Below are 22,609 nucleotides of genomic sequence, written 5' to 3' on the forward strand. Positions count from 1 at the left end.
AGAATACCACGTTGGTCCATTTGGAACGGACAAAATTTGAGCTTTAAGAGGCTTTGGAGGTTGCAAAAGAGATGTTGAGGATCGTCATCAGCTGCCTGATCGGGTTTGTGGTGGCCGCTCTGGCGGGCCGGGTGCTCATTCCCGTGCTGCGGCGCATGAAGGCTGGCCAGTCCATCAAGGAGATTGGCCCCACCTGGCATATGTCCAAACAGGGTACCCCCACCATGGGCGGACTCATGTTTATCATCGCCGCCATCGTGGCGGCGGCCGCTCTGAGCTGGCAGGATTTTGCCGCTGGGAAGTTCGGCGGCGGATTTGTTCTGCTCTTTGCCCTGGTGTTTGGCATCATCGGCTATATCGACGACTATTTTAAGGTAAAGAAGCATGAGAACACCGGCCTGACCGCCCCCCAGAAGTTCATTCTGCAGCTGGCGGCAGCCATCCTGTTCACTGTGCTCATGCGCAACTTCGGCTATCTGACCCCCGACCTGTATATCCCCTTCTTCAACGTGACCCTGTCGGTGCCCTGGCCGGTATATATGGTGTTTGCCGCCTTTGTCATGGTGGGCTGCGTCAATGCCGTCAACATCACCGACGGCATCGACGGTCTGGCCAGCGGCGTTACCATGCCGGTGATGCTCTTCTTCACCGCCGTGGCCTGTTGGTGGGGCCGCGACGAACTGGGGATCTTCTCTGCCGCTCTGCTGGGCGGCCTGGCCGGTTTCCTGATCTACAATTTCCATCCTGCTAAGGTATTCATGGGCGACACCGGCTCCCTCTTCCTGGGCGGCGCGGTGTGCGGCCTGGCCTTTGCGCTGGATATCCCCCTGGTGCTCATCCTGGTGGGCATCATCTACATTGCGGAGACCCTGTCCGACATTATACAGGTTGGATACTTTAAGCTGACCCACGGTAAGCGGATCTTCCGCATGGCCCCCCTCCACCACCATCTGGAGATGGGCGGCTGGAGTGAGGTCAAACTGTTCTGCGTGTTTACCGGGATTACCCTGGTGATGTGCGCACTGGCTTTCTGGGGGGTCATGTACCGCTGACCCATTGGCATCGTGATACGGGAGGTGACAGACCATGGTAAAACGCAGACGAGACCTGACGGTGATGCAGCAGCTGGCCCGGGGGCCTATCGATATCCCGTTTCTGATGCTGGTGGTGATCCTTACCGCCATTGGCGTGATTGCGGTGTTTTCTGCGTCTTATCCCACCGCCATGCAGGAGGGGCTGGATCCGGCCAACTATTTTATCAAGCAGGCCGGGTTTGGCGTGGTGGGCCTGATCGCCATGTTCCTGATCTCCAAGATCAACTATCAGACCTTCCGTGGCCTGTCCATTTTCGTGCTGGGCATCTCCATTATCCTGCTGGTGCTGGTCATTCCCTTCGGTTACGGCAAGAGCACCGTGGGTGCCCAGCGGTGGATCAGTCTGCCCATCATCGGCGGTTTCCAGCCCTCTGAGATCGCCAAGGTGGGCGTCATCATGTACTTCGCGGCCCGCCTGTCCAAGCGCAATACGGAGAAGCACAAGCGGCTGCCGCCCCGCCACCCCCTCAGCGGCCTCTATGCCTGGCTGGATGAGAAGGGGGTCCTGGAACCCATCCCCTATTTCCTCATCCTGGGTCTGGTGGCCATTCTGATGCTGATGGAGCCCCATATGTCGGGTACCATCCTGGTGCTGGTGGGGGGGGCGTCGGTGCTCTTTGCCGCCGGTATCAAGCTGTACTGGTTCATCGGCGGCGGAGCGGCGGCAGCGGCCGGCCTCTTCTTCATCATGACCCAGACCAGCTACATGGCCACCCGTCTGGCCATCTGGAAAGACCCGTGGAACGACGGAATGAATGGCCGTGACAAGGGCTTCCAGATCATCCAGTCCCTCTATGCCATTGGCTCCGGTGGCCTGCTGGGTGTAGGCTTCGGCAAGAGCCGCCAGAAGTTCCTCTACCTGCCTGAGTCGGAAAACGACTATATTTTCTCCATCTGGTGTGAGGAGATGGGCTTTGTGGGGGCCGCCATCGTTATTTTGCTGTTCATCCTGCTGGTGATCCGGGGGTACTGGATCGCCGTCCATGCCCGGGACCGCTTCGGCGCCCTGCTGGTGGTGGGTATCACCACGCTGACGGCGGTGCAGGTGTTCCTGAATATCGCCGTGGTTACCAACCTCATCCCCTCCACCGGTATCTCCCTGCCCTTCTTCAGTTACGGAGGTACGGCATTGATGATCCAGTTGGCGGAGATGGGTATGGTATTGTCAGTGTCACGACAAATACCGGCGCCCAAACAAGAATAGAACAGTGCAGGAGGGAAATGGGTAAATGAAAATCCTCTTTACCTGCGGCGGGACCGCGGGTCATGTGAATCCCGCGGTGGCCCTGGCCCAGATGTTTCAGGCCCGCAATCCGGGCTGTCAGGTGCTTTTTGTGGGAGCCGACGGCGGTATGGAGACCCGGCTGGTGCCCAAGGAGGGCTATGAGATCCAGACGGTGACCATCACCAACTTCCAGCGGTCCATCACCCCGGCGGCTATCGGCCACAACATCAAGACCCTGCTGAATATGAATAAGTCCAAGAAGCAGGCCAATGCCATTCTGGACCGGTTCCGGCCCGACCTGGTGGTGGGTACCGGCGGCTACGCCTCCTACCCCGTGGTCAATGCGGCGGCAGCCCGTGGGATTCCCACCGCCGTCCACGAATCCAACGCTGTTCCCGGCCTTACCACCAAGACCCTGTCCAAGGTGGTGGACGCGGTAATGGTGGGCTTTGAGGAGAGCCGCAGCCACTATGAGGACCCCTCCAAGGTGGTGGTGACTGGCACCCCGGTCCGGGAGGACTTCTTCCGCTACAACCGGAAGGAAGCCCGGGAAAAGCTGGGCTTTACCGATGACCGGCCCCTGGTGGTGTCGGTGTGGGGCAGCCTGGGCGCCAAGGTGATGAACGAGCAGATCACCGACTGTATCGTCCGGGAATGCCGGGCGGGCGCGCCCTGGCGGCACATCCACGGCGCAGGCCGCAACTATGAGCAGGTCCTGGCCGGTTTGAAAGAGCAGGGCATTGACCTGGCTCAGTATCCCGGCGTGGAGGTGCGGCAGTACATCTATGATATGCCTCTGGTGATGGCGGCGGCCGACCTGGTGCTCTGCCGGGCCGGTGCCTCCACCATCGCGGAGCTTACCGCCATCGCCCGGCCGGCGGTGCTGGTACCATCCCCCAATGTGGTAGCCGACCATCAGACCAAGAACGCCCGGGTGCTGGCCAACGCCGGTGGGGCGGTGCTGCTGCCCGAGAGCGAGTCCAGCGGCGAAAAGCTCCATGAGCTGGTGGGTCAGCTGCTGGCTGACCCGGACCGCCGGGAAAAGATGAGCCGGGCTTTGCGGGAGATGGGTTCTCCCGACGCGGCGGAAAAAATCTATCAGACACTGAAGGAATTGCTGGAAAAGCGGGCAAAATGAACCGGCCTTCCATCGGACGCATAGGATGGCGTACATAAATCCTGAATGCGGAGGATGGAAGCTATGAGTGCATACGTGATAGAAGGGGGCCGGCCGCTGGAGGGTTCCGTGATGGTCCACGGGGCAAAGAACAGTGTGCTGCCCATCCTGGCCGCCTGTCTGTTGGCTCCGGGGGCCTGTGTGATCCAAAATTGTCCCCGCCTTTCCGATGTGGAGGCCTCTCTGGCCATCCTGCGCCATCTGGGCTGCAGGGCAGAATGGCAGGGGGACGGCGTGGTGGTGGACGCCTCCGCCCCCAGCCGCTGGGACGTGCCCGATGCTCTGATGCGGGAGATGCGTTCCTCCGTCATCTTCCTGGGGGCCATCCTGGGGCGGATGGGACAGGCGCGGCTGTGCGCGCCCGGCGGATGTGAGCTGGGACCCCGCCCCATTGACCTGCATCTGGCTGCCATCCGTGCCCTGGGGGGCAGGGTGGAGGACCGGGAGGGGGGACTTTCCTGTTCCGGCAGGCTGCGGGGCGCGGACATCGTCCTCTCTCTGCCCAGCGTGGGGGCCACCGAGAACGCCATGCTGGCAGCGGTGTGCGCTCAAGGTACCACTACCATCACCAACGCCGCCCGGGAACCGGAGATTGTGGACCTCCAGGGCTTTTTGCAGGCTTTGGGCGCCCAGGTCCGGGGGGCGGGCAGCTCGGTCATTACGGTGGAAGGGGGCATCCCCCTCCACGGCGGAGCCTATCGGGTGATGGGTGACCGGATCGTGGCTGCCACCTACCTGGCGGCAGCTGCCGCCGCGGGAGGCGACGTAGAGGTAACCGGCGTAGACTGGCGCACCCTGTCCACGGTGACGGCAGTGCTGAAGGAGGCCGGCTGCCAGGTACACAGTGAGGTGGACCGGATCTGCCTTGGAAGTGGCGGTGTGCTGAAGGGAGTGCGTCCGGTGCGGACGGCCCCCTATCCCGGCTTTCCCACCGATGCCCAGGCCCCTCTGATGGCGGCCCTGGCAGGAGGGACCGGCTGCACGGTCTTTGTGGAGAATATGTTTGAAAGCCGCTACCGCCATGTGGATGAGCTCATCCGTATGGGGGCGGACATCCGGGTGGAAGGCCGGGTGGCTGTGGTGTACGGGGTGTCCCGGCTCCACGGCGCCACGGTCATGGCCTCCGACCTGCGGGGCGGAGCCGCTCTGGTGGTGGCCGCTCTGGGAGCGGAGGGGATCACCACCGTCACCGGTTTGCACCATATTGACCGGGGCTATCAGTCTCTGGAATACGATTTGCAGCGGCTGGGGGCTCAGATCCGGCGGGTGTGAGATAAGTTTGAGGAAATCGTAAGAATTTCTTAGCAAAGAATCAACCATTCTGTGCGAGGATGGAGAAAAAAGAACAGGAGAACGGCACAATGGCGGCAAGACGGAACAGAAAAAGACGGCGGCGGAATCGGGGGCGCTTTGGCGTCCTCTATAAGCTGCTGTCCATTCTGCTCATCTTTGCCGCCATTTTGGTAGGCTGCATCATCTTTTTCCGGGTGAACACCATGGTGGTAACGGGCAATTCCCGCTATACCCAGGAGGAGGTGCTGGCGGCCGCCGGCGTGGAAAAAGGGGACAACCTGTTCACGCTGAACAAGTATCAGATCGCCGACCGGATCTTGACCCAGCTGCCCTATGTGGATGACGTGGCCATCAGCCGAAAATTGCCTGACACCCTGATTTTTGAGGTGACGGAGAGCACCGGCGTAGCCTGGGTGGAGAGCGGCGGCAGTTACTGGCTGCTGGACGACAAGTGCAAGCTGCTGGAGGTAGGAGATGCCGCTCTGGTCCAGGGCAAGCCCCAGGTGTTGGGCCTGGACCCGGTCAACCCAACGGTGGGCAATGTGCTCACCGTGGCCCCTGAGCAGCAGGATAAGCTGGAGCGGCTCCAAGCCTTTTTGAAGGCTATTCGGGGCCGGGTGATGACAGGAAGCCTGAAGAGTTTTATCGATCTGTCCTCCGGCAATGAGATCCGCTTCGGCTACGGCGAAAATCTGACGGTGATCTTCCCTATGAACGGCGACTTTGACGAGGAGACCTACGAGCTGAAGCTGGCCCTGGAGACCATGGATGAGCGGGGCCTGCCACGGACGGGTACTCTGGACCAGAATTATGATGAGCGGGAGATCCATCTGCTGCCGGAGCGGTGGCTGCCGGAGGGTTGGAGTCCCCTGGAGGTTCCCACGGAGCCCACGCAGCAGCCGGAGAGCTCTGGCGGAGAGACTCAGACGGAGACCACAACTCCGCCGGAGGAATCCGTGCAACCGGAGGAATCGGTCCAGCCGGAGGCGCCGGCCCAGCCGTCCCATACGCCCACGGTACCGGAACAGGCGCCGGAGCAATAAGAGCAAGGAGTATTTCATGGCAGAAAAGAAACGACGCAACAAAGGCGAGTTTGCTGTGGTGGTGGTGTGCATCATCGTGGGCTATCTGTTGGCAGCACAGCTGCGGACGGTCCAGCTCACCGGTGCGGCGGACGCCACCAATGCCAGCCGCCTGGAGACCCTGCAGGAGCTGTATAACGAGCAGAGCAAGCAGAACGACGCCCTGGAGGATCAGGTGGCCCAGCTGCAAGGCGAACTGGCGATTTATCGGGATCAGGCGGCCTCCGGCGACGAGGGCAGCGAGGCCCTGCGGAAGGAAGTGGAGCAGCTGGAGATCACCGCCGGCCGCACCGATGTGGAGGGGCCGGGAGTCACTGTAATCCTGGAGGACTCCACCCAGAGCAATGTGACCGGTGAAGAGGCGGACTATCTCATTCACGACAACGATCTGCTGTCGGTGGTCAACGAGCTGCGCTCCGCCGGGGCGGAGGCCATCTCCCTCAACGGGGAGCGGTTGCTGGCCAACAGTGAGATCCGCTGTACCGGCGCGGTGGTGACGGTGAATGGCCGTCGGTATGCCGCCCCCTATGTGATCTTTGCCATCGGCGACCCGGATACCCTGTACAGCGCGCTTACCATGCGCAACGGCGTGGTGGATGTGCTGAGCCAGTGGGGGATTTCGGTGAAGGTGACAGCCAGCGATCTGCTGCTCATCCCCAAGTACAACGGCACGGTGGAGTATCAATATGCCCACACTGTGGTGCCGGAGAGCGAAGAGGGGGGCGAGTAAATGCTGGAATTGATCGGTTTGCTGGTGGGTGTGCTGGTGGGCATTCTGGTGCCCTGGACCATTCCCAGTCAATATTCCCTCTATGTGGCCGCCGGACTGCTGGCGGCGCTGGACTCCGCCCTGGGCGGCTACTGCGCCCGGCTGGAAAAACAGTTCCGGCTGTCGGTGTTCCTGTCGGGCACCATCGGAAACGCCGCCATCGCCGCTTTTCTCACCTGGCTGGGGCAGAAATTGGGTATCCCTCTGTACCTGGCGGCAGTGGTGGTCTTCGGCACCCGTATGTTCCAAAACTTTGCTAAAATCCGGCGGGAACTATTGACCTCGAAGCAAAAGAGAGATACAATAAATCAACTAGATATAGTATCTTCCCAGGAGGAGGACCAAAGATAACAGGTCCTGCCTCTTCTACGTGTGTTTTTCACGAATACGTTCTACATAGGAGGAGCAGTTATGGCGTTTGGACTGGACACCGGGCCGGATAATGTGGTCACGATCAAGGTGATCGGTGTCGGCGGCGGCGGCAACAACGTAGTCAACCGGATGGTGAAATCCGGAACCAAGGGTGTTGATTTTATCGCTGTGAATACGGACAAGCAGGCGCTTGCCGTTTCCAGCGCGACCTTTAAGATTCAGATCGGTGAAAAGCTCACCGGCGGTCAGGGCGCGGGCAGCGACCCCGAGGTGGGCCGTAAGTCCGCCGAGGAGAGCCGCAACGCGGTTTCCAAGGCCCTGGAGGACGCCGACATGGTGTTCATCACCGCCGGTATGGGCGGCGGCACCGGCACCGGTGCGGCTCCCATCGTGGCCGATATCGCCAAGGAGATGGGCATCCTCACCGTGGGCGTGGTCACCAAGCCCTTCAACTTTGAGGGCCGCCGGCGTATGATGCAGGCGGAAAAGGGCATTGAGGAGCTGCGTACCCGAGTGGACAGCCTGGTGATCATCCCAAACGAGCGGCTGAAGTTCGCCACCGACCAGAAGATCACCTTTCAGAATGCCTTCGAGATCGCCGATGATGTGCTGCGCCAGGCGGTGCAGTCCATCTCTGACCTGATCAAGAATACCGGCTTCATCAACCTGGACTTCGCCGACGTGACCGCCGTCATGCAGAATGCCGGCATGGCTCACATGGGCGTTGGCCGGGCCGCTGGCAAGAACAAGGCCGAGGAGGCCGCCAAGATGGCCATTTCCAGCCCCCTGCTGGAGACCTCCATCAACGGCGCCAAGGGTGTGCTGGTCAATGTTACCGGCTCCGTGGACATCGGCCTGGAGGAAGTGGAGACCGCTGCCAACCTGGTGCAGCAGGCCGCCCATCCCGACGCCCTCATCATCTTCGGTGCCGCCTTCGACGACACCCTGGAGGACGAGATCCGGGTTACCGTTATTGCTACCGGCTTTGAGGAGCTGGAGGGCGCCATGCCCAACAAGCCCTTTACCGCCGCTGCGGAGAAGAAGGCCGTGGCCCAGCCTGCCCAGCAGCCCGCTGCCGGTCAGGAAGCCCCCGCCGCTCCCGCGGAAGACGATCCCTTCGACGATATCTTCAAGATCTTCAACCGCAACCGCTGAGAGAGTGGCTGACGAACAGACAAAACAACCCCCGTTCCGCTTTGGCGGAACGGGGGTTTTCTGTTTGGAAAGTGCTCAGATGCGGGCGATGCCCTGCTCTCTGGCCTCCTGAGCCACGGCGTCGGCCACAGCGTCGGCCACGCTCTTGTCCAGGGCGGAGGGCAGGATGTACGCGGCGGTGAGCTGATCGTCGGCCACCAGGGCGGCCAGGGCCTTGGCGGCCCGGATCTTCATGCCCTCAGTGATCTCCTTGGCCCGGACGGCCAGGGCGCCCTTGAAGATGCCGGGGAATACCAGAACGTTGTTGATCTGGTTGGGGAAGTCGGAGCGGCCGGTGCCGATGACGACGGCGCCGCCTTTCCTGGCCTCATCGGGCATGATCTCGGGGGTGGGATTGGCCATGGCAAAGACGATGCCCTGGTTCATGGTAGACACCATCTCGGCGGTGACCAGGTTGGGCCGGGACACGCCTACGAAAGCGTCGGCTCCCTTGAGGGCATCGGCCAGGGTGCCGTGCTCACGGTTCAGGTTGGAGATGTGGGAGATCTCCTCCTGGCCGGCGTTGAGGCCTTCGTCTCCCTCGCAGATGATGCCGTTAATATCGCACATGACAATGTTGCCGAAGCCCATGGAGATGAGCAGCCTGCCGATGGCAATGCCGGCGGCTCCGGCGCCGTTGATGACGATCTTCATCTGGCCCAGGGCCTTGCCGGTGACTTTGGCGGCGTTGAGCATGGCGGCGGCCACCACGATAGCGGTGCCGTGCTGGTCGTCGTGGAACACGGGGATGTCGCAAACCTCTTTCAGGCGGCGCTCCACCTCAAAGCAGCGGGGAGCGGCGATGTCCTCCAGATTGATGCCGCCGAAGCTCTTGGAGATGAGGGCGATGGTCTCCACCAGCTTATCCACATCTTTGGTGTCCACACAGATGGGGAAGGCATCCACCCCGCCGAACTCCTTGAACAGGGCGCACTTGCCCTCCATCACCGGCATACCGGCAGCGGGGCCGATGTCTCCCAGCCCCAGCACGGCGGAGCCGTCGGTGATGACGGCCACCAGATTGCTCCGGCGGGTGAGGCGGAAGGACTGCTCGTAGTCCTTGGCGATGACCCGGCAGGGCTCGGCTACGCCGGGGGTATACATCAGGGACAGGTCCTCACGGGTCTGGATGGGTTTGCGGGAGATCACTTCGATCTTGCCCTGGAGCTGATAGTGGAGGTCCAGAGCCTGCTGATTGATATCCATGAAAAAGCCTTCTTTCTTAAACCATTTCTTCCGGATGGAATACTTCGTCAAACCGCTCCGCCGTCAGGAAGCCCAGGCTGACGCAGGCCTCCTTCAGGGAGATCCCCTCGGCGTGGGCCTTCTTGGCGGTCTTGGCGGCGTTGTCATAGCCGATGTAGGGGTTGAGGGCGGTGACCAGCATGAGGGAGTTGTGCAGGTTGTGGCGGCACTTGTCCCGGTTGGCGGTGATGCCCACGGCGCAGTTGCGGTTGAAGGAGTCCATAGCGTCGGCCAGCAGCCGCACCGACTGGAGGAAGTTGTAGATGCACACCGGCATAAAGACGTTGAGCTCAAAGTTGCCCTGGGAGGCGGCCATACCCACTGCCACATCGTTGGCCATGACCTGAACGGCCACCATGGTCACCGCCTCGCACTGGGTGGGGTTGACCTTGCCGGGCATGATGGAGGAGCCGGGCTCATTCTCGGGAATATGGAGCTCGCCCAGGCCGCACCGGGGGCCGGAGGACAGCCAGCGCACGTCGTTGGCGATCTTCATCAGGTCGGCGGCCAGAGCCTTCAGGCCGCCATGGGCAAAGACCAGCTCGTCCTTGCTGGTGAGGGCGTGGAACTTGTTAGGAGCGGTGACAAAGGGCTTGCCGGTGAGCTGACTCACCGCCTGAGCCACGGCGGTGTCGAAACCCTTGGGGGCGTTGAGGCCAGTTCCTACAGCGGTGCCGCCCAGGGCCAGCTGGTGGAGTGCGGGAAGGGCCAGCTCCAGCAGGGCCTTGTCCTTCTCCAGGCTGGAGCGCCAGCCGCTGATCTCCTGGGCCACGGTGATGGGCACCGCGTCCTGGAGATGGGTGCGGCCGCTCTTCACCACGTCCTGATTTTCCCCCTCCAAGCGCTTAAAGGTGGAGATAAGGGCGTCCAGAGCGGGGAAGAGCTTGTCCTCCAGCTCCACCGCAGCGGCAATGTGCATGGCGGTGGGGAAGGTGTCGTTGGAGGACTGGGACATATTGACGTGGTCGTTGGGGTGGAGCAGCTTTTTGCCCGCCAGCTCATTGCCCCGGTTGGCCACCACCTCGTTGACGTTCATGTTGGACTGGGTGCCGCTGCCGGTCTGCCATACCACCAGGGGGAAGTGGCCGTCCAGCTGGCCGGCGATCACCTCGTCACAGGCCTGGGAGATCACATTCAGCTTTTCCTCATCCAGCTTGCCCAGGCTGTGGTTGGCCATGGCGGCGGCCTTTTTCAGAATACCAAAGGCACGGATAATCTCCTGGGGCATCCGCTCCGTGCCGATCTTGAAGTTCTGGTAGCTGCGCTGGGTCTGAGCGCCCCAGTAGCGGTCGGCGGGCACCTGCATCTTGCCCATGCTGTCCCGTTCGATCCGATATTCCATGTGTAGACCATCCCTTTCTCCGTCTGCGGACGGCGCCATTCTAATGTCTGCATTTTAGCACAGTTTCTGTCGGGATAAAAGTCTGACACCTGGAAAGAGCGCCCTTTTGTGTCGGATTTGTGCTGTCCGCACAAGGAAGAGGGGGGCGAAAGCAGGCCCCCCTGCTTGTTGCCACAAAAATCTTTTTCTGGTAGGCTACTCCCTTGACAGGAGCGGAGCAAGCACTTATACTAATTTCAGTTGTGAACAAAGGCGTTCCGGCCCGGGGGGCGGAGCGCCTTCTTTGCTATCTGAATCTATGATTTTGATGAGAGAAAGGGGCCCCTGTCATGCCGCATACCAAAGAAGATATCATCCGCATGGTACGGGAAGACGACGTGAAATTCATCCGTCTGCAATTCACCGACATTTTCGGCCAGCTGAAGAACGTGGCTATTACCGCCTCCCAGATCGAGAAGGCTGTGAACAATCAGTGTATGTTTGACGGCTCCTCTATTGAGGGCTTTGTCCGCATCGACGAGTCCGACCAGTACCTCTATCCGGATCTGAAATCCTACCGGGTATTCCCCTGGCAGCCCCACCACGGCAAGGTGGCCCGGCTGATCTGCGACGTGCATAATACCGACGGCAGCCCCTTCGCCGGCGATCCCCGCTATGTACTGAAGCGGGCCCTGCAGAAAGCCAAGGATATGGGCTTTGACGCCTTCAACGTGGGTCCCGAGGCCGAGTTCTTCCTGTTCCAGACCGACGACGAGGGTAAGCCCACCACCAAGACCAACGACGAGGCCGGTTACTTTGATCTGGGTCCCCTGGACCACGGCGAGTCCACCCGCCGGGAGATCTGCATGGCTCTGGAGGCCATGAAGTTTGAGATTGAGGCCTCCCACCACGAGTGTGCCCAGGGCCAGCATGAGATCGACTTCAAGTATGAAGAGGCCCTCCACGCCGCCGACAATATCATGACCTTCAAGCTGGCGGTCAAGACCCTGGCCCAGAAGAACGGTCTCCACGCCACCTTTATGCCCAAGCCCATCTACGGCGTGGCCGGCTCCGGTATGCACACCAATATGTCCCTCTTCCGCAACGGTAAGAACGTGTTCTATGATCCCAACGGCGAGCGGGGTCTGTCCAAGGAGGCCTACGCCTTCATCGCCGGCCTGCTGGCCCATGTGAAGGGTATGGCCGCCATCACCAATCCCCTGGTCAACTCCTACAAGCGTCTGGTGCCCGGCTACGAGGCCCCCTGCTACCTGGCTTGGTCCGCCTCCAACCGCTCCGCCCTCATCCGCATCCCTGCCTCCCGGGGCCAGTCTACCCGTGTGGAGCTGCGCTCCCCCGATCCGGCCTGCAACCCCTATCTATCCTTTGCCGTGTGCCTGGCTGCCGGCCTGGACGGCATCGAGAAGGGTCTCACGCCTCCCGCCGAGATCACCGAGAACATCTATGCCATGGACAACGCCGCCCGGAAGGCCCACGGCATCGACTCCCTGCCCGGTTCTCTGGAGGAGGCCATCCGTGCCCTGGAGGCCGATCAGCTCATCCTGGATACCCTGGGCGACCACGTGGCCCAGAACTACCTGGAGGGCAAAAAGAAGGAGTGGGAGGAGTACCGCACCCGTGTGTCCTCCTGGGAGCGGGAAAGATACATCATCAACTATTGATCGCCTGTCCACCCCAGCGGAATTGACCGGATATGGAAAAGGTGATTGTAGCTTTTGCCGGCCTGCAAAACGGCAAGCGCATCCGGGAGATCTTGGAGCGGTCGGGTACCGCAGCCTGTCTGCTGTGTACCTCCGCCGACCAGGTGCGCCGCACCGTCCACGAGCAGCAGGTGCCCGCCGTGGTATGCGGCTACAAATTTGCCGATGGCCCGGCGGAGCTTCTGTATGAGGATCTGCCCTCCTTCTGCCATATGTTGATGGTGGCATCCCAGAGTCAGCTGGACCTGGTGCAGAATCCGGAGATCCTGCGGTTGAGCGCTCCGGCATCCCGCAGTGAGCTGTTGAGCGCGGTGGAGGGATTGCTGGCGCAGGTCCATGCCCAGCCCTTTGGGCGCAGTCAGGAAGAACGGGACTGCATCGCCCAGGCCAAGGCCAAGCTGATGACCGAGGGTCTCAGCGAGGAGGAGGCCCACCGCGCGCTCCAGAAGAAGAGTATGACGGCCGGCGTCAAGCTGGCTCAGGCGGCCCGGATGATTCTGGACCGGTGGTAAGAAGCATAGGATAGCAGGAGACGAAGCAGTCTCGCGGCGGCGGTCCGGGACAGGACCGCCGCTGCTGCATATTCCGGTGACAGGAGGGACCATATGCACTTTACTAAGATGGAGGGTCTGGGCAACGACTATATCTACCTGAACGGTTTGGAAAACCTGCCGGAGGACCTGCCTGCTCTGGCCCGGCGGATGAGCGACCGCCACTTCGGCGTGGGCAGTGACGGCATCATCTGTATCTGTCCCTCGGACCGGGCCGACTTCCGAATGAGAATGTTCAACGCCGACGGCTCGGAGGGGGAGATGTGCGGCAACGGCATCCGATGCCTGGGCAAGTATGTCTATAACAAGAGGCTGACCAATAAAAAGAAACTGACCATCGAGACCGGCGGCGGCCTGCGTACTTTGGAGCTGCTGACCCAGGACGGTCTGGTGAAGGCGGTCCGGGTGAATATGGGCCGCCCTCAGGTGGAGGCAGCCATGGAGCTGGCAGCGGGAGGGCGTATGTGGCAGATTACCCCGGTATCCATGGGCAACCCACACGCCGTCCTCTTTGTGGACCGCCCGGAGGAGCTGGATCTGGAACAGTTGGGTCCCTGTTTTGAGCACCATGCTGCCTTTCCTCAGGGCGTCAACACGGAGTTTGTCCGCTGTGTTGCCCCGGACCGGCTGGTCATGCGGGTGTGGGAGCGGGGCAGCGGTGAAACGCTGGCCTGCGGCACCGGGGCCTGTGCCGCTCTGGCGGCAGCGGTGGTCCAGGGCAAGTGCGGCAGACGAGCCGCTGTGGAATTGCCCGGCGGCGTGCTGGAACTGGAGTGGCCGGACGACGAGACGGAAATGATTATGACAGGACCGGCCAATACGGTCTTTGAAGGAGAATACCCTGTTTAACGCAAAGGAGAGAGCACAATGGCAAACATCAATGCAAATTTCAACAAGCTGCCCGGCAGCTATCTGTTTTCTGAAATTGCCCGCCGGGTGGCGGCCTACAGTGAGGCCAATCCGGACCGGACCCTGATCCGGCTGGGCATCGGCGACGTGACCCGGCCCCTGCCTGCCGCCGTTACCGCCGCCATGCACAAGGCGGTGGACGAGATGGCCACCGCCCAGGGCTTCCACGGCTACGGCCCGGAGCAGGGCTACGATTTCCTGCGGCAGGCCATCGCGGAGCACGACTACAAGGCCCGGGGCGTGGATATCCAGCCCGATGAGATCTTTGTGTCCGACGGCGCCAAGAGCGACTGCGGCAACATCGGCGATATCTTCGGCATTGACAACGTGGTGGCGGTGTGCGACCCGGTGTACCCCGTCTATGTGGACACCAATGCCATGGCTGGCCGGGCCGGGGACTACGATGCCGCCACTGGCCGGTGGAGCAACCTGGTCTATATGCCCTGCGTGGCGGAGAACGGCTTCTCTCCCGCCATTCCGGAGCAGAAGGTGGATCTGATCTACCTGTGCTTCCCCAACAATCCCACCGGTGCTGTGGCCACCCGGGAGCAGCTGAAAGCCTGGGTGGACCACGCCAATGCCACCGGTGCCGTCATCCTCTTTGACAGCGCCTACGAGGCCTTCATCACCGATCCCGCCATTCCTCACTCCATCTTTGAGATCGAGGGGGCCCGTACCTGTGCCATCGAGTTCCGCTCCTTCTCCAAGACTGCCGGCTTCACCGGCACCCGCTGCGCCTATACCGTGATCCCCAAGGACCTGGAGCGCAACGGCACCGCCCTCAACGGCCTGTGGAACCGCCGTCAGTGCACCAAGTTCAACGGGGTGCCCTATGTGGTCCAGCGGGGCGCTGAGGCCGTGTACAGCCCTGAGGGCCGCGCTCAGGTGAAGGAAACCATCGACTACTACCTGAATAACGCCAAGGTCATCCGGGAAGGCCTGGCTGCTGCCGGTCTTACTGTGTCCGGCGGAGAGAATTCCCCCTATATCTGGGCCCGCACCCCCGACGGCATGGGCTCCTGGGACTTCTTCGACAAGCTGCTGCGGGAGGCCAACGTGGTCACTACCCCCGGCGCTGGCTTCGGTCCCAGCGGCGAGGGCTACATTCGTCTCACCGCCTTTGGCGAGGCTGAGGCCACCCGGCAGGCTGTGGAGCGCATTAAGGCTGTGCTGTAAGGAATACAAAAATGCCCGCTGCCTTTGCAGCGGGCATTTTTCATAGGTTTGTCAGGCCAGCTTCAGGTGGGAACGCTTGAGGGCGGTACGGATGAGTACGCACAGCAGGGGAGCGGCCACCAGGGCCAGTACCGCATTGAAGATGGAGGCGGGTACCTTCAGCGGCAAGGTGGCCAGCGCCACAGTGGGGGTCAGACCGTCCACCAGCAGGCCGTTGTAGAAGTAGCTCTTGGCAAAATAGAGGATGTAGTAGATCACGCAGCCCAGGGCCGCACCGGACAGGCAGCGGGGATAGGTAGGTTCCTCCCGGTGGGAGGCCTTCCACATCACCAGACCGGCACCTAGGCCCATGGCACCCTTGGTCAGGAAGGTGAGCCAGCACTCGGAGACAAACAGGGGATTGGTCAGGTCATACAGAGCGGAGCCCAGACCGGAGGCCAGACCGCCGATGGGGCCCAGCAGCAGGCCGGACAAACAGCACATGATGTTGGCCAGGGTAAAGGAGGTATTGCCTCCGATGGCGATGGGCATGGTGATGCGAAGGTAGTTGCTGGCAAACACCAGAGCGGCCATCATGGCCAAAACGGCGATTTTCAGCGTAGAATTGGAACGGGATCGCATGGAGAACACTTCCTTTGTTCTTTCTCTTTGCCTTGATTATAGCGCTGGACTGACCTTTATTCAAACGTCAGATATAGAAAATATAATAAGGTCAGATGGGCTAAAAAATGCCGCGGCATTTGCCGCGGCATTTTTCTGTCAGTCAAACAGCTTGGAGCGGACCGGGGGCCAGGAGACCAGAACAAGGGCCACCCCTCCCACCAGCAGAAAACAGAGCAGAGCGGTAAGTACCTCCAGATCATAGACCTGGATGAAATACTTCCAGCTGTGGATGGTTTCATTGCTTTGATAGGACTGCTGAATTTGATCGATGTGATAGGTGGTGGTGACCGTGACCGCTATGATCCGGGAGAGAATATAGATCACCAGATTTCCCAGCAGTCCGACGGCGGCCAGCAGCAGTCCGGCCAGCCGGCGCTTTTTCAGAGGATCGGCTGAGGTGGATGGGGCAGGTTGAACGGGGTGGTCCATGGTATCATCCAGAAGATAGTCGGCGGAGACCTGGAACAGGCGGCTGAGCTGAAACAGGTTGCCAGCATCGGGCTGTGCAGAGCCCTGTTCCCAGCGGGAGATGGCCTGACGGGACACCCCAAGCTGCTCCGCCATAGACTCCTGGGATAGGCCCCGCTGCTTGCGCAGCGTTACAAGTTTCTCTGGCAGTTTCATGGAAACACCTCCTGACTTTCTGGTCTCATCTTACCAGAAGGCCGGGGGCAAAGCCACCGCAAAAAGATGTCACTTCCGCAACAAGTGGTTCCATTGGCCTTAATACCGGCCGAAGTCGCCGGAACGGCCCTCGGTGACGTCGGAGCCGAACTCATAGTCCTTGCCGGGCAGGATGGCGTTGAGAGCGATGCCGGCAATGGCGGCGATGGCCAGGTTGGTGAGGGTAACATGGGCCTCACCGATGGAGAAGGTGATGCCGTTGGAGAAGCCCAGACCGCACACCAGAATGACGGCGGCGATAATCAGGTTCCGGGAGTTGGTAAAGTCCACCCGGTTTTCCACCACGTTGCGTACGCCGATGGCGGAGATCATGCCGTAGAGGATGAAGGACACGCCGCCGATGATAGCGGTGGGGATGGAGTTGACGATGGCGGCAAAGGCGGGGGAGAAGGACAGAATCACCGCGTAGATAGCGGCCAGACGGACCACCTTGGGGTCATACACACGGGAGAGCACCAGCACGCCGGTGTTCTCGCCGTAAGTGGTGTTGGCGGGGCCGCCGAACAGACCGGCCAGAGAGGTGGCGATGCCGTCGCCGATGAGGGTGCGGTGGAGGCCGGGGTTCTCCAGGAAGTTCTCGCCCACAGTGGCGGAGATGGCGGACATATCGCCGATGTGTTCCATCATGGCGGCGATGGCGATGGGAGCCATAACCAGGATGGAGGTCAGGTCAAACTTGGCAATGGAGCCGGTGAAATCCGTGAAGAAGGGCTGCAGGCCCACAGGGGCGGAGGCAGCCACGCCGGAGAAATCGATCAGAGGCACCACATTGCCGGCGGTGTCCAGAGCAGTGGCGCCCATGGCGTTGGCAATGACGGCGATGACATAGGAGCCCACCACACCCAGCAGGATGGGGATGATCTTGATCATGCCCTTGCCCCAGATGTTGGCCACGATGATGATGGCCATGGCCACGATGGCCAGCCACCAGCAGGAGGAGGCGTTGGAGACGGCGGAGGGGGCCAGGTTCAGGCCGATCAGAATGATGATGGGGCCGGTGACCACGGGGGGCAGGAAGCGCATGACCTTCTTCACGCCCACCAGCTTGATGATGGCGGCCAGTACCACATAGAGCAGACCGGCCACCACGATGCCGCCGCAGGCATATTGGAGCTTGACGGCCGGATCCATGCCGGCGTATTTACCGGCGTCCAGAGCAGCCACGGCAGAGAAGCCGCCCAGATAGGCAAAGGAAGAACCCAGGAAAGCAGGTACCTTCAAACGGGTGCAGATGTGGAAGAACAGGGTGCCGATACCGGCGAAGAACAGGGTGGTCTGGATGGACAGGGGCAGGCCGTAGCCCTGAACCAGGATGGGGACCAGCACAGTGGCGCCAAACATGGCGAACATATGCTGCAGGCCCAGGATGAGCATCTTGGGCAGACCCAGGGTGCGTGCATCCCGGATGGGCTCACTGCCGGGGGTGCGGTTGTCGTTCATTCAACATTCCTCTCTTTCCACGCGGGCAGAAAAAAAGCAACTGCTTTTTCAAAGAAAAAACAATTGCCTCCTAGCCATAGCGTCTGTCTGCTGCAATACCTTCCCTTTCAAAACAAACGCCTCCTGTCCGCATTCTAAATTCATAATATTATATCAGAACGGCGTTATATATGCAAGGAGGACCGGTGATATTTTGCGCATTTGGGCATAATTCTAAAGATGGAATTTTGAAATTGGGAAACAAAGGATGATCTGTACATTGACAGATGGCCGAAACTTTACTATAGTAAATAGCAAAAGATAAGAAGGTGAACCCATGAAACGACCCTTTGTGACAGCGGAGCAGCTGCGCTCCATCACCCAGCAGTACCCCACGCCCTTCCACCTGTATGACGAGAAAGGCATCCGGGAAAACGCCCGGCGGTTGAAAGCTGCCTTTGCCTGGAATCCGGGCTTTAAAGAATATTTTGCCGTGAAAGCCACCCCCAATCCTGCCATTTTGAAGATCCTGCGGGAGGAGGGCTGCGGCGCCGACTGCTCCTCCCTCACCGAGCTGATGCTCTCCCAGCGCTGCGGTCTCACCGGGCCGGAGATCATGTTCTCCTCCAACGATACCCCGGCGGAGGATTTCAAGCTGGCCGCTCAGCTGGGGGCTACCATCAATCTGGATGACTTCACCCACATTGACTTTCTCAAAGAGACCATCGGATATATCCCCGAGACCATCTCCTGCCGCTTTAACCCCGGCGGTACCTTCACCATCGGCGCATCTACCGAGGGCTTCCAGGTGATGGACACCCCCGGTGACTCCAAGTACGGCTTCACCCGGGAGCAGCTCTTTGAGGGCTTCAAAAAGTTAAAGGCCATGGGAGCCAAGCGGTTCGGCATCCACGCCTTCCTGGCGTCCAACACCCTGTCTAATGAGTACTATCCCACCCTGGCGGGCATCCTGTTCCAACTGGCGGTGGAGCTGGAGCAGGAGACGGGCTGTGATATCTGCTTCATCAACCTGTCAGGCGGCGTGGGCATCCCCTACAAGCCTGATCAGCCTGCCAACGACATTGCCGCCATTGGTGAGGGGGTGCGCAAGCAGTTTGAGCAGATCCTGGTGCCCGTGGGCATGGGAGATGTGGCCATCTACACCGAGCTGGGTCGCTTTATGCTGGGGCCCAACGGCTGCCTGGTCACCAAGGTACTCCACTTCAAGCACACCTACAAGGAATATGTAGGCGTGGACGCCTGTGCCGCCAACCTGATGCGCCCTGCCATGTACGGCGCCTACCACCATATCACCGTCATGGGCAAGGAGGACGCCCCCTGCGACCACAAGTATGATGTCACCGGCGGCCTGTGCGAGAACAACGACAAGTTTGCCATCGACCGGATGCTGCCGGAGGTGGAGCGGGGAGACCTGCTGGTGATCCATGACACCGGCGCCCACGGCTTCTCTATGGGCTACAACTATAACGGCAAGCTGCGCTCCGCCGAGGTGCTCCTGCAAGAGGACGGCTCCACCAGGCTGATCCGCCGGGCGGAGACCCCGGAGGATTACTTCGCTACGCTGATTTTTGATTAAAACAAAACCGGGCCGGGAAATTCCCGGCCCGGTAAAAAAAGACCTGCTGCAAATGCAGCAGGTCTTTTTCATCCGATTGGAAAGCGGAATTACTTCAGCTCCACCTTGGCGCCGACCTCTTCCAGCTTCTTCTTCAGCTCCTCGGCCTCGTCCTTGGAGACACCCTCCTTGATAGCCTTGGGGGCAGCCTCGACAGCAGCCTTGGCCTCAGCCAGGCCCAGGCCGGTGATCTCACGGACAGCCTTGATGACCTTGATCTTCTCGGCGCCGACCTCAGCCAGCACCACGTCGAACTCGGTCTTCTCCTCAGCAGCGGGAGCAGCAGCGCCGCCAGCGGCGGGAGCAGCCATAGCAGCGGCGGAAACGCCGAACTCGTCCTCCAGAGCGTGCACGAGCTCGGAGAGCTCCAGAACAGTCAGACCCTTAACCTCTTCAATGAGGGCAGTGATTTTCTCAGAAGCCATGATAGGTAACCTCCTAAATAAATTATAATTGATACAGAATGGTGCGGGGAATTACTCGGCGGCAGCTTCGGCGGGCTCGGCAGCCTCGACAGAGCCGCCCTTCTGCTCGCAGATGGCCTTGATGACGATGGCCAGGCTGGTGATGGGAGCCAGCATGGTGCCTAGGACCTGAGCCTGCAGGACCTCCTTGGAGGGCAGCTCGGCCAGAGCCATGATCTCGTCCATGGACAGGACCTTGCCGTCCATAAAGCCGGCCTTGATGGTGAACTTAGCACCGTTGAACTGCTTGGCGAACTTGTTGATCACACGCATGGGAGCGATGGGATCGCCGTGGGACAGAGCCAGAGAAGTGGTGCCGTTGAGCACGTCATCCATCTCGTTCAGACCCACGTTGTTGATGGCGAAACGCACCAGGGTGTTCTTCACCACGGCGTAGTCCAGCTCGTTCTTGCGGCACTCGGCGCGCAGAGCGGTGTCCTCGGCCACGGTGATGCCCTTGTAGTCCACGAGCACGCCGCTGGCGGCGGTCTGCAGCTTCTCGGTCAGCTCAGCCACGATGGCCTGCTTCTCACTGAGAACCTTTGCGTTAGGCATTTGGATTCACCTCCGTTGAATTTGAGTTCAACTTTTCCGATGCAGTCACGCAACAAAAAAGCTGTTTTCGCATTCAAAGCAGCGAAAACAGCACAAAGAAATTCATTCCGTTGTGGCTGCATTCTCGGCAGGACTTACGACTTGCGCCGCCTGCTGTCTTTGAACACGACTGATAGTATACAATAGAATCCCAAGGATGTCAAGTGCTTTTTTGAAAAATGATCACTTTTTTGTAAGTATCCTGGGGAAAAGAGTGAGAAAAACGGGGAGCAGGAAAACCTGCTCCCCATTTTACATTACATCAGCTTAGCGCCGTTGATCTTCACGCCGGGGCCCATGGTGGAAGCACACACGCAGGAGCGAATGTACTGACCCTTGGCAGCGGAGGGCTTAGCCTTGATGATGGCGCCCATCAGAGCGTTGAAGTTCTCGGTCAGCTTCTCAGCGCCGAAGGAGACCTTGCCGATGGGGCAGTGGATGATGTTGGTCTTGTCCAGACGGTACTCAACCTTACCGGCCTTGATCTCGGTAACAGCCTTGGCCACGTCGGGGGTGACGGTGCCGGCCTTGGGGGAGGGCATCAGGCCCTTGGGGCCCAGGACCTTACCCAGACGGCCCACAACACCCATCATGTCGGGAGAAGCCACGACCACATCGTAGTCGAACCAGTTCTCCTTCTGGATCTTCTCAACCATGTCCATCTCGCCCACGAAGTCGGCGCCGGCAGCCTTAGCAGCCTCAGCCTTGTCGCCCTTGGCGAAGACCAGCACGCGCTGGGTCTTGCCGGTGCCGTGGGGGAGAACGATGGCGCCGCGGACCTGCTGGTCGGCGTGACGGGAGTCAACGCCCAGCTTCACGTGCAGCTCAACGGTCTCGTCGAACTTGGCGGGAGCGGTCTTGACCACCAGCTCCATGGCCTCAGCGGTATCGTACAGAGCGCCCTTGTCGATGAGCTTGGCGCTCTCCTGATATTTCTTGCCTCTAAACATTGCTCTATTCCCTCCTTCGGCTTAGTCGCCCACCACGATGCCCATGGAGCGGGCAGTGCCGGCGATCATGCTCATAGCCGCGTCGATGCTGGCCGCGTTCAGGTCAGGCATCTTGGTCTCGGCGATCTTGCGCACATCTTCCTTGCTGATGGTGGCCACCTTGGTCTTGTTGGGCACACCGGAGCCGGACTCGATGTTGCAGGCCTTCTTGATGAGGACGGCGGCGGGAGGAGTCTTGGTGATAAAGGTGAAAGAACGGTCGGCGTAAACGGTGATCACCACGGGGATGATCAGGCCCACATCGTTCTTAGTGCGCTCGTTGAACTCCTTGGTGAAGGCGGCAATGTTGATGCCGTGCTGACCAAGGGCAGGACCGACGGGGGGCGCGGGAGTCGCCTTGCCGGCGGGAATCTGAAGTTTCACATAACCAGTAATTTTCTGTGCCATTTGAAACAGCACCTCCTACGATAAATGTGGTTGGAAGCGGAACTGCTGTGCAGTCCCTCCCACGTGCGGGGGAAAGGGGCCGTGCCCGGAGGCTTACTCGACTGGCTCGATCTCGTCCAGTTCCAGCTCCACGGGAGTTTCACGACCGAACATGGAGACTACCACCCGGACCTTGCTGCGGTCCAGATCGATCTCCTCCACGGTACCCAGGAAGGATTCCAGGGCGCCATTGATGATCTTGACGTTGTCGCCTACCTGGTAGTTCACCACTACCTCGCGCTTTTCCACGCCCAGAGCGGCGATCTCTTCGTCAGAGAGGGGGATGGCCTTGTTGCCGGAGCCCACAAATCCGGTGACGCCGCGCACGTTGCGCACCAGATGCCAGGTCTCGTCGGTCAGGACCATTTTGACCAGCACATAGCCGGGGAATACCTTGCGCTCTACAGTCTTGGGGCCGTTGTCCGTAATTTCAGTAACGGTCTCCAGAGGGATACTGACCTCAAAAATGAGGTCCCGCAGGCCACGGTTCTCCACTGCCTTTTCGATGCTGGCGGCCACGGTGTTTTCATAGCCGGAATAGGTATGCACCACATACCATTTCGCGTTCTCAGCCATCTTCTACA

General features: G+C 60.4%; 23 protein-coding genes. 13 read left to right on the forward strand and 10 right to left on the reverse strand.

The features are described 5' to 3' along the window. Positions 1 to 71 precede the first annotated feature (71 nt). The 8 genes from mraY (at position 72) to ftsZ (ending at position 8,167) form a co-directional block, all read left to right on the forward strand. Positions 72 to 1,052 (forward strand): phospho-N-acetylmuramoyl-pentapeptide-transferase, encoded by a 981-nt coding sequence (mraY, locus tag B5G40_RS00950; protein WP_087398469.1) that lies wholly within the window; start codon positions 72 to 74, stop codon positions 1,050 to 1,052. 34 nt (positions 1,053 to 1,086) lie between these two features. Further along, the gene (locus tag B5G40_RS00955) at positions 1,087 to 2,298 is read left to right on the forward strand and encodes an FtsW/RodA/SpoVE family cell cycle protein (RefSeq protein WP_242958822.1); all 1,212 of its coding nucleotides are present in this window, start codon (positions 1,087 to 1,089) and stop codon (positions 2,296 to 2,298) included. A 25-nt stretch (positions 2,299 to 2,323) separates the two neighbouring features. Beyond that, complete coding sequence (gene murG / locus B5G40_RS00960; protein ID WP_087389204.1) at positions 2,324 to 3,457, forward strand: undecaprenyldiphospho-muramoylpentapeptide beta-N-acetylglucosaminyltransferase; 1,134 nt, start codon at positions 2,324 to 2,326, stop codon at positions 3,455 to 3,457. A gap of 63 nt (positions 3,458 to 3,520) precedes the next feature. Then, positions 3,521 to 4,768, forward strand: coding sequence for a UDP-N-acetylglucosamine 1-carboxyvinyltransferase (gene murA, locus B5G40_RS00965; protein ID WP_087398470.1), 1,248 nt, complete (start codon positions 3,521 to 3,523; stop codon positions 4,766 to 4,768). 89 nt (positions 4,769 to 4,857) lie between these two features. Further along, positions 4,858 to 5,832 carry a cell division protein FtsQ/DivIB gene (locus tag B5G40_RS00970; protein ID WP_087389203.1) on the forward strand — a complete coding sequence of 325 codons (975 nt, stop codon included), beginning with the start codon at positions 4,858 to 4,860 and terminating at the stop codon, positions 5,830 to 5,832. Between the two features lie 16 nt (positions 5,833 to 5,848). Beyond that, the gene (locus tag B5G40_RS00975; protein WP_087188119.1) at positions 5,849 to 6,601 is read left to right on the forward strand and encodes a DUF881 domain-containing protein; all 753 of its coding nucleotides are present in this window, start codon (positions 5,849 to 5,851) and stop codon (positions 6,599 to 6,601) included. Beyond that, a complete protein-coding gene (locus B5G40_RS00980) occupies positions 6,602 to 6,991 on the forward strand; it encodes a small basic family protein (RefSeq protein WP_087389201.1) in 390 nt (129 codons plus the stop codon). 60 nt (positions 6,992 to 7,051) lie between these two features. Continuing rightward, positions 7,052 to 8,167: a cell division protein FtsZ gene (gene ftsZ, locus B5G40_RS00985; RefSeq protein ID WP_087328301.1), complete on the forward strand. Its 1,116-nt coding sequence runs from the start codon at positions 7,052 to 7,054 to the stop codon at positions 8,165 to 8,167. A 75-nt stretch (positions 8,168 to 8,242) separates the two neighbouring features. Here the strand turns inward: ftsZ and B5G40_RS00990 are convergent, their stop codons facing one another. Both B5G40_RS00990 and fumC read right to left on the reverse strand, forming a co-directional pair. Further along, positions 8,243 to 9,412 carry an NAD(P)-dependent malic enzyme gene (locus B5G40_RS00990; protein ID WP_087398471.1) on the reverse strand — a complete coding sequence of 390 codons (1,170 nt, stop codon included), beginning with the start codon at positions 9,410 to 9,412 and terminating at the stop codon, positions 8,243 to 8,245. Positions 9,413 to 9,428: 16 nt separating this feature from the next. After that, positions 9,429 to 10,793 (reverse strand): class II fumarate hydratase, encoded by a 1,365-nt coding sequence (fumC, locus tag B5G40_RS00995; RefSeq protein ID WP_087398472.1) that lies wholly within the window; start codon positions 10,791 to 10,793, stop codon positions 9,429 to 9,431. Between the two features lie 329 nt (positions 10,794 to 11,122). Here fumC and glnA point away from each other — a divergent pair, with 329 nt between their 5' ends. The 4 genes from glnA (at position 11,123) to B5G40_RS01015 (ending at position 15,129) form a co-directional block, all read left to right on the forward strand. Continuing rightward, a complete protein-coding gene (gene glnA / locus B5G40_RS01000; RefSeq protein WP_087398473.1) occupies positions 11,123 to 12,454 on the forward strand; it encodes a type I glutamate--ammonia ligase in 1,332 nt (443 codons plus the stop codon). Positions 12,455 to 12,486: 32 nt separating this feature from the next. Next, positions 12,487 to 13,005, forward strand: a complete 519-nt coding sequence (locus tag B5G40_RS01005) for an ANTAR domain-containing response regulator (RefSeq protein ID WP_087398474.1) — start codon at positions 12,487 to 12,489, stop codon at positions 13,003 to 13,005. A 93-nt stretch (positions 13,006 to 13,098) separates the two neighbouring features. After that, positions 13,099 to 13,893 carry a diaminopimelate epimerase gene (gene dapF, locus B5G40_RS01010; protein WP_087398475.1) on the forward strand — a complete coding sequence of 265 codons (795 nt, stop codon included), beginning with the start codon at positions 13,099 to 13,101 and terminating at the stop codon, positions 13,891 to 13,893. An 18-nt stretch (positions 13,894 to 13,911) separates the two neighbouring features. After that, on the forward strand, positions 13,912 to 15,129 hold the full coding sequence (locus B5G40_RS01015) for an LL-diaminopimelate aminotransferase (RefSeq protein ID WP_087398476.1): 1,218 nt from the start codon (positions 13,912 to 13,914) through the stop codon (positions 15,127 to 15,129). A gap of 51 nt (positions 15,130 to 15,180) precedes the next feature. On the opposite strand, the gene B5G40_RS01020 is transcribed toward B5G40_RS01015, so the two are convergent. From B5G40_RS01020 to B5G40_RS01030, 3 genes are all read right to left on the reverse strand, one after another. Further along, positions 15,181 to 15,750: an ECF transporter S component gene (locus B5G40_RS01020; protein WP_087398477.1), complete on the reverse strand. Its 570-nt coding sequence runs from the start codon at positions 15,748 to 15,750 to the stop codon at positions 15,181 to 15,183. A gap of 138 nt (positions 15,751 to 15,888) precedes the next feature. Further along, complete coding sequence (locus B5G40_RS01025) at positions 15,889 to 16,416, reverse strand: helix-turn-helix domain-containing protein (protein ID WP_087398478.1); 528 nt, start codon at positions 16,414 to 16,416, stop codon at positions 15,889 to 15,891. Between the two features lie 99 nt (positions 16,417 to 16,515). Beyond that, on the reverse strand, positions 16,516 to 17,916 hold the full coding sequence (locus B5G40_RS01030) for a uracil-xanthine permease family protein (protein WP_087389195.1): 1,401 nt from the start codon (positions 17,914 to 17,916) through the stop codon (positions 16,516 to 16,518). Positions 17,917 to 18,232: 316 nt separating this feature from the next. On the opposite strand from B5G40_RS01030, the gene B5G40_RS01035 reads away from it, so the two are divergent. Next, on the forward strand, positions 18,233 to 19,492 hold the full coding sequence (locus B5G40_RS01035) for a diaminopimelate decarboxylase (RefSeq protein ID WP_087398479.1): 1,260 nt from the start codon (positions 18,233 to 18,235) through the stop codon (positions 19,490 to 19,492). A gap of 89 nt (positions 19,493 to 19,581) precedes the next feature. Here B5G40_RS01035 and rplL read toward each other — a convergent pair whose 3' ends face one another. The 5 genes from rplL to nusG all read right to left on the reverse strand — a co-directional run bounded on the left by rplL (position 19,582) and on the right by nusG (position 22,601). Next, entirely contained in the window at positions 19,582 to 19,956 is a 375-nt protein-coding gene (rplL, locus tag B5G40_RS01040) for a 50S ribosomal protein L7/L12 (protein ID WP_087188131.1), read from the reverse strand. Positions 19,957 to 20,007: 51 nt separating this feature from the next. Further along, positions 20,008 to 20,550: a 50S ribosomal protein L10 gene (gene rplJ, locus B5G40_RS01045; protein WP_087272719.1), complete on the reverse strand. Its 543-nt coding sequence runs from the start codon at positions 20,548 to 20,550 to the stop codon at positions 20,008 to 20,010. 296 nt (positions 20,551 to 20,846) lie between these two features. Next, the gene (gene rplA, locus B5G40_RS01050) at positions 20,847 to 21,539 is read right to left on the reverse strand and encodes a 50S ribosomal protein L1 (protein ID WP_087188133.1); all 693 of its coding nucleotides are present in this window, start codon (positions 21,537 to 21,539) and stop codon (positions 20,847 to 20,849) included. Positions 21,540 to 21,560: 21 nt separating this feature from the next. Beyond that, positions 21,561 to 21,986, reverse strand: a complete 426-nt coding sequence (gene rplK, locus B5G40_RS01055; protein ID WP_087188134.1) for a 50S ribosomal protein L11 — start codon at positions 21,984 to 21,986, stop codon at positions 21,561 to 21,563. Between the two features lie 93 nt (positions 21,987 to 22,079). Continuing rightward, positions 22,080 to 22,601 carry a transcription termination/antitermination protein NusG gene (gene nusG / locus B5G40_RS01060; RefSeq protein WP_087328325.1) on the reverse strand — a complete coding sequence of 174 codons (522 nt, stop codon included), beginning with the start codon at positions 22,599 to 22,601 and terminating at the stop codon, positions 22,080 to 22,082. Between the last annotated feature and the right edge of the window lie 8 nt (positions 22,602 to 22,609).

Origin of the sequence: Flavonifractor sp. An9 (genome assembly GCF_002161245.1) — a bacterium.
Lineage (GTDB): Bacteria > Bacillota > Clostridia > Oscillospirales > Oscillospiraceae > Flavonifractor > Flavonifractor avicola.

What these genes read in the sequence shown, in the direction of transcription:
- B5G40_RS01025 (WP_087398478.1), bottom strand. Translation starts at nt 16,416, where the DNA reads ATGAAACTGCCAGAGAAACTTGTAACGCTGCGCAAGCAGCGGGGCCTA.
- glnA (WP_087398473.1), top strand. Translation starts at nt 11,123, where the DNA reads ATGCCGCATACCAAAGAAGATATCATCCGCATGGTACGGGAAGACGAC.
- rplL (WP_087188131.1), bottom strand. Translation starts at nt 19,956, where the DNA reads ATGGCTTCTGAGAAAATCACTGCCCTCATTGAAGAGGTTAAGGGTCTG.
- B5G40_RS00975 (WP_087188119.1), top strand. Translation starts at nt 5,849, where the DNA reads ATGGCAGAAAAGAAACGACGCAACAAAGGCGAGTTTGCTGTGGTGGTG.
- rplJ (WP_087272719.1), bottom strand. Translation starts at nt 20,550, where the DNA reads ATGCCTAACGCAAAGGTTCTCAGTGAGAAGCAGGCCATCGTGGCTGAG.
- fumC (WP_087398472.1), bottom strand. Translation starts at nt 10,793, where the DNA reads ATGGAATATCGGATCGAACGGGACAGCATGGGCAAGATGCAGGTGCCC.
- B5G40_RS01015 (WP_087398476.1), top strand. Translation starts at nt 13,912, where the DNA reads ATGGCAAACATCAATGCAAATTTCAACAAGCTGCCCGGCAGCTATCTG.
- ftsZ (WP_087328301.1), top strand. Translation starts at nt 7,052, where the DNA reads ATGGCGTTTGGACTGGACACCGGGCCGGATAATGTGGTCACGATCAAG.
- murA (WP_087398470.1), top strand. Translation starts at nt 3,521, where the DNA reads ATGAGTGCATACGTGATAGAAGGGGGCCGGCCGCTGGAGGGTTCCGTG.
- B5G40_RS01020 (WP_087398477.1), bottom strand. Translation starts at nt 15,750, where the DNA reads ATGCGATCCCGTTCCAATTCTACGCTGAAAATCGCCGTTTTGGCCATG.
- B5G40_RS00955 (WP_242958822.1), top strand. Translation starts at nt 1,087, where the DNA reads ATGGTAAAACGCAGACGAGACCTGACGGTGATGCAGCAGCTGGCCCGG.
- B5G40_RS01005 (WP_087398474.1), top strand. Translation starts at nt 12,487, where the DNA reads ATGGAAAAGGTGATTGTAGCTTTTGCCGGCCTGCAAAACGGCAAGCGC.
- B5G40_RS01030 (WP_087389195.1), bottom strand. Translation starts at nt 17,916, where the DNA reads ATGAACGACAACCGCACCCCCGGCAGTGAGCCCATCCGGGATGCACGC.
- rplK (WP_087188134.1), bottom strand. Translation starts at nt 21,986, where the DNA reads ATGGCACAGAAAATTACTGGTTATGTGAAACTTCAGATTCCCGCCGGC.
- rplA (WP_087188133.1), bottom strand. Translation starts at nt 21,539, where the DNA reads ATGTTTAGAGGCAAGAAATATCAGGAGAGCGCCAAGCTCATCGACAAG.
- B5G40_RS00990 (WP_087398471.1), bottom strand. Translation starts at nt 9,412, where the DNA reads ATGGATATCAATCAGCAGGCTCTGGACCTCCACTATCAGCTCCAGGGC.
- B5G40_RS00980 (WP_087389201.1), top strand. Translation starts at nt 6,602, where the DNA reads ATGCTGGAATTGATCGGTTTGCTGGTGGGTGTGCTGGTGGGCATTCTG.
- B5G40_RS01035 (WP_087398479.1), top strand. Translation starts at nt 18,233, where the DNA reads ATGAAACGACCCTTTGTGACAGCGGAGCAGCTGCGCTCCATCACCCAG.
- murG (WP_087389204.1), top strand. Translation starts at nt 2,324, where the DNA reads ATGAAAATCCTCTTTACCTGCGGCGGGACCGCGGGTCATGTGAATCCC.
- dapF (WP_087398475.1), top strand. Translation starts at nt 13,099, where the DNA reads ATGCACTTTACTAAGATGGAGGGTCTGGGCAACGACTATATCTACCTG.
- B5G40_RS00970 (WP_087389203.1), top strand. Translation starts at nt 4,858, where the DNA reads ATGGCGGCAAGACGGAACAGAAAAAGACGGCGGCGGAATCGGGGGCGC.
- mraY (WP_087398469.1), top strand. Translation starts at nt 72, where the DNA reads ATGTTGAGGATCGTCATCAGCTGCCTGATCGGGTTTGTGGTGGCCGCT.
- nusG (WP_087328325.1), bottom strand. Translation starts at nt 22,601, where the DNA reads ATGGCTGAGAACGCGAAATGGTATGTGGTGCATACCTATTCCGGCTAT.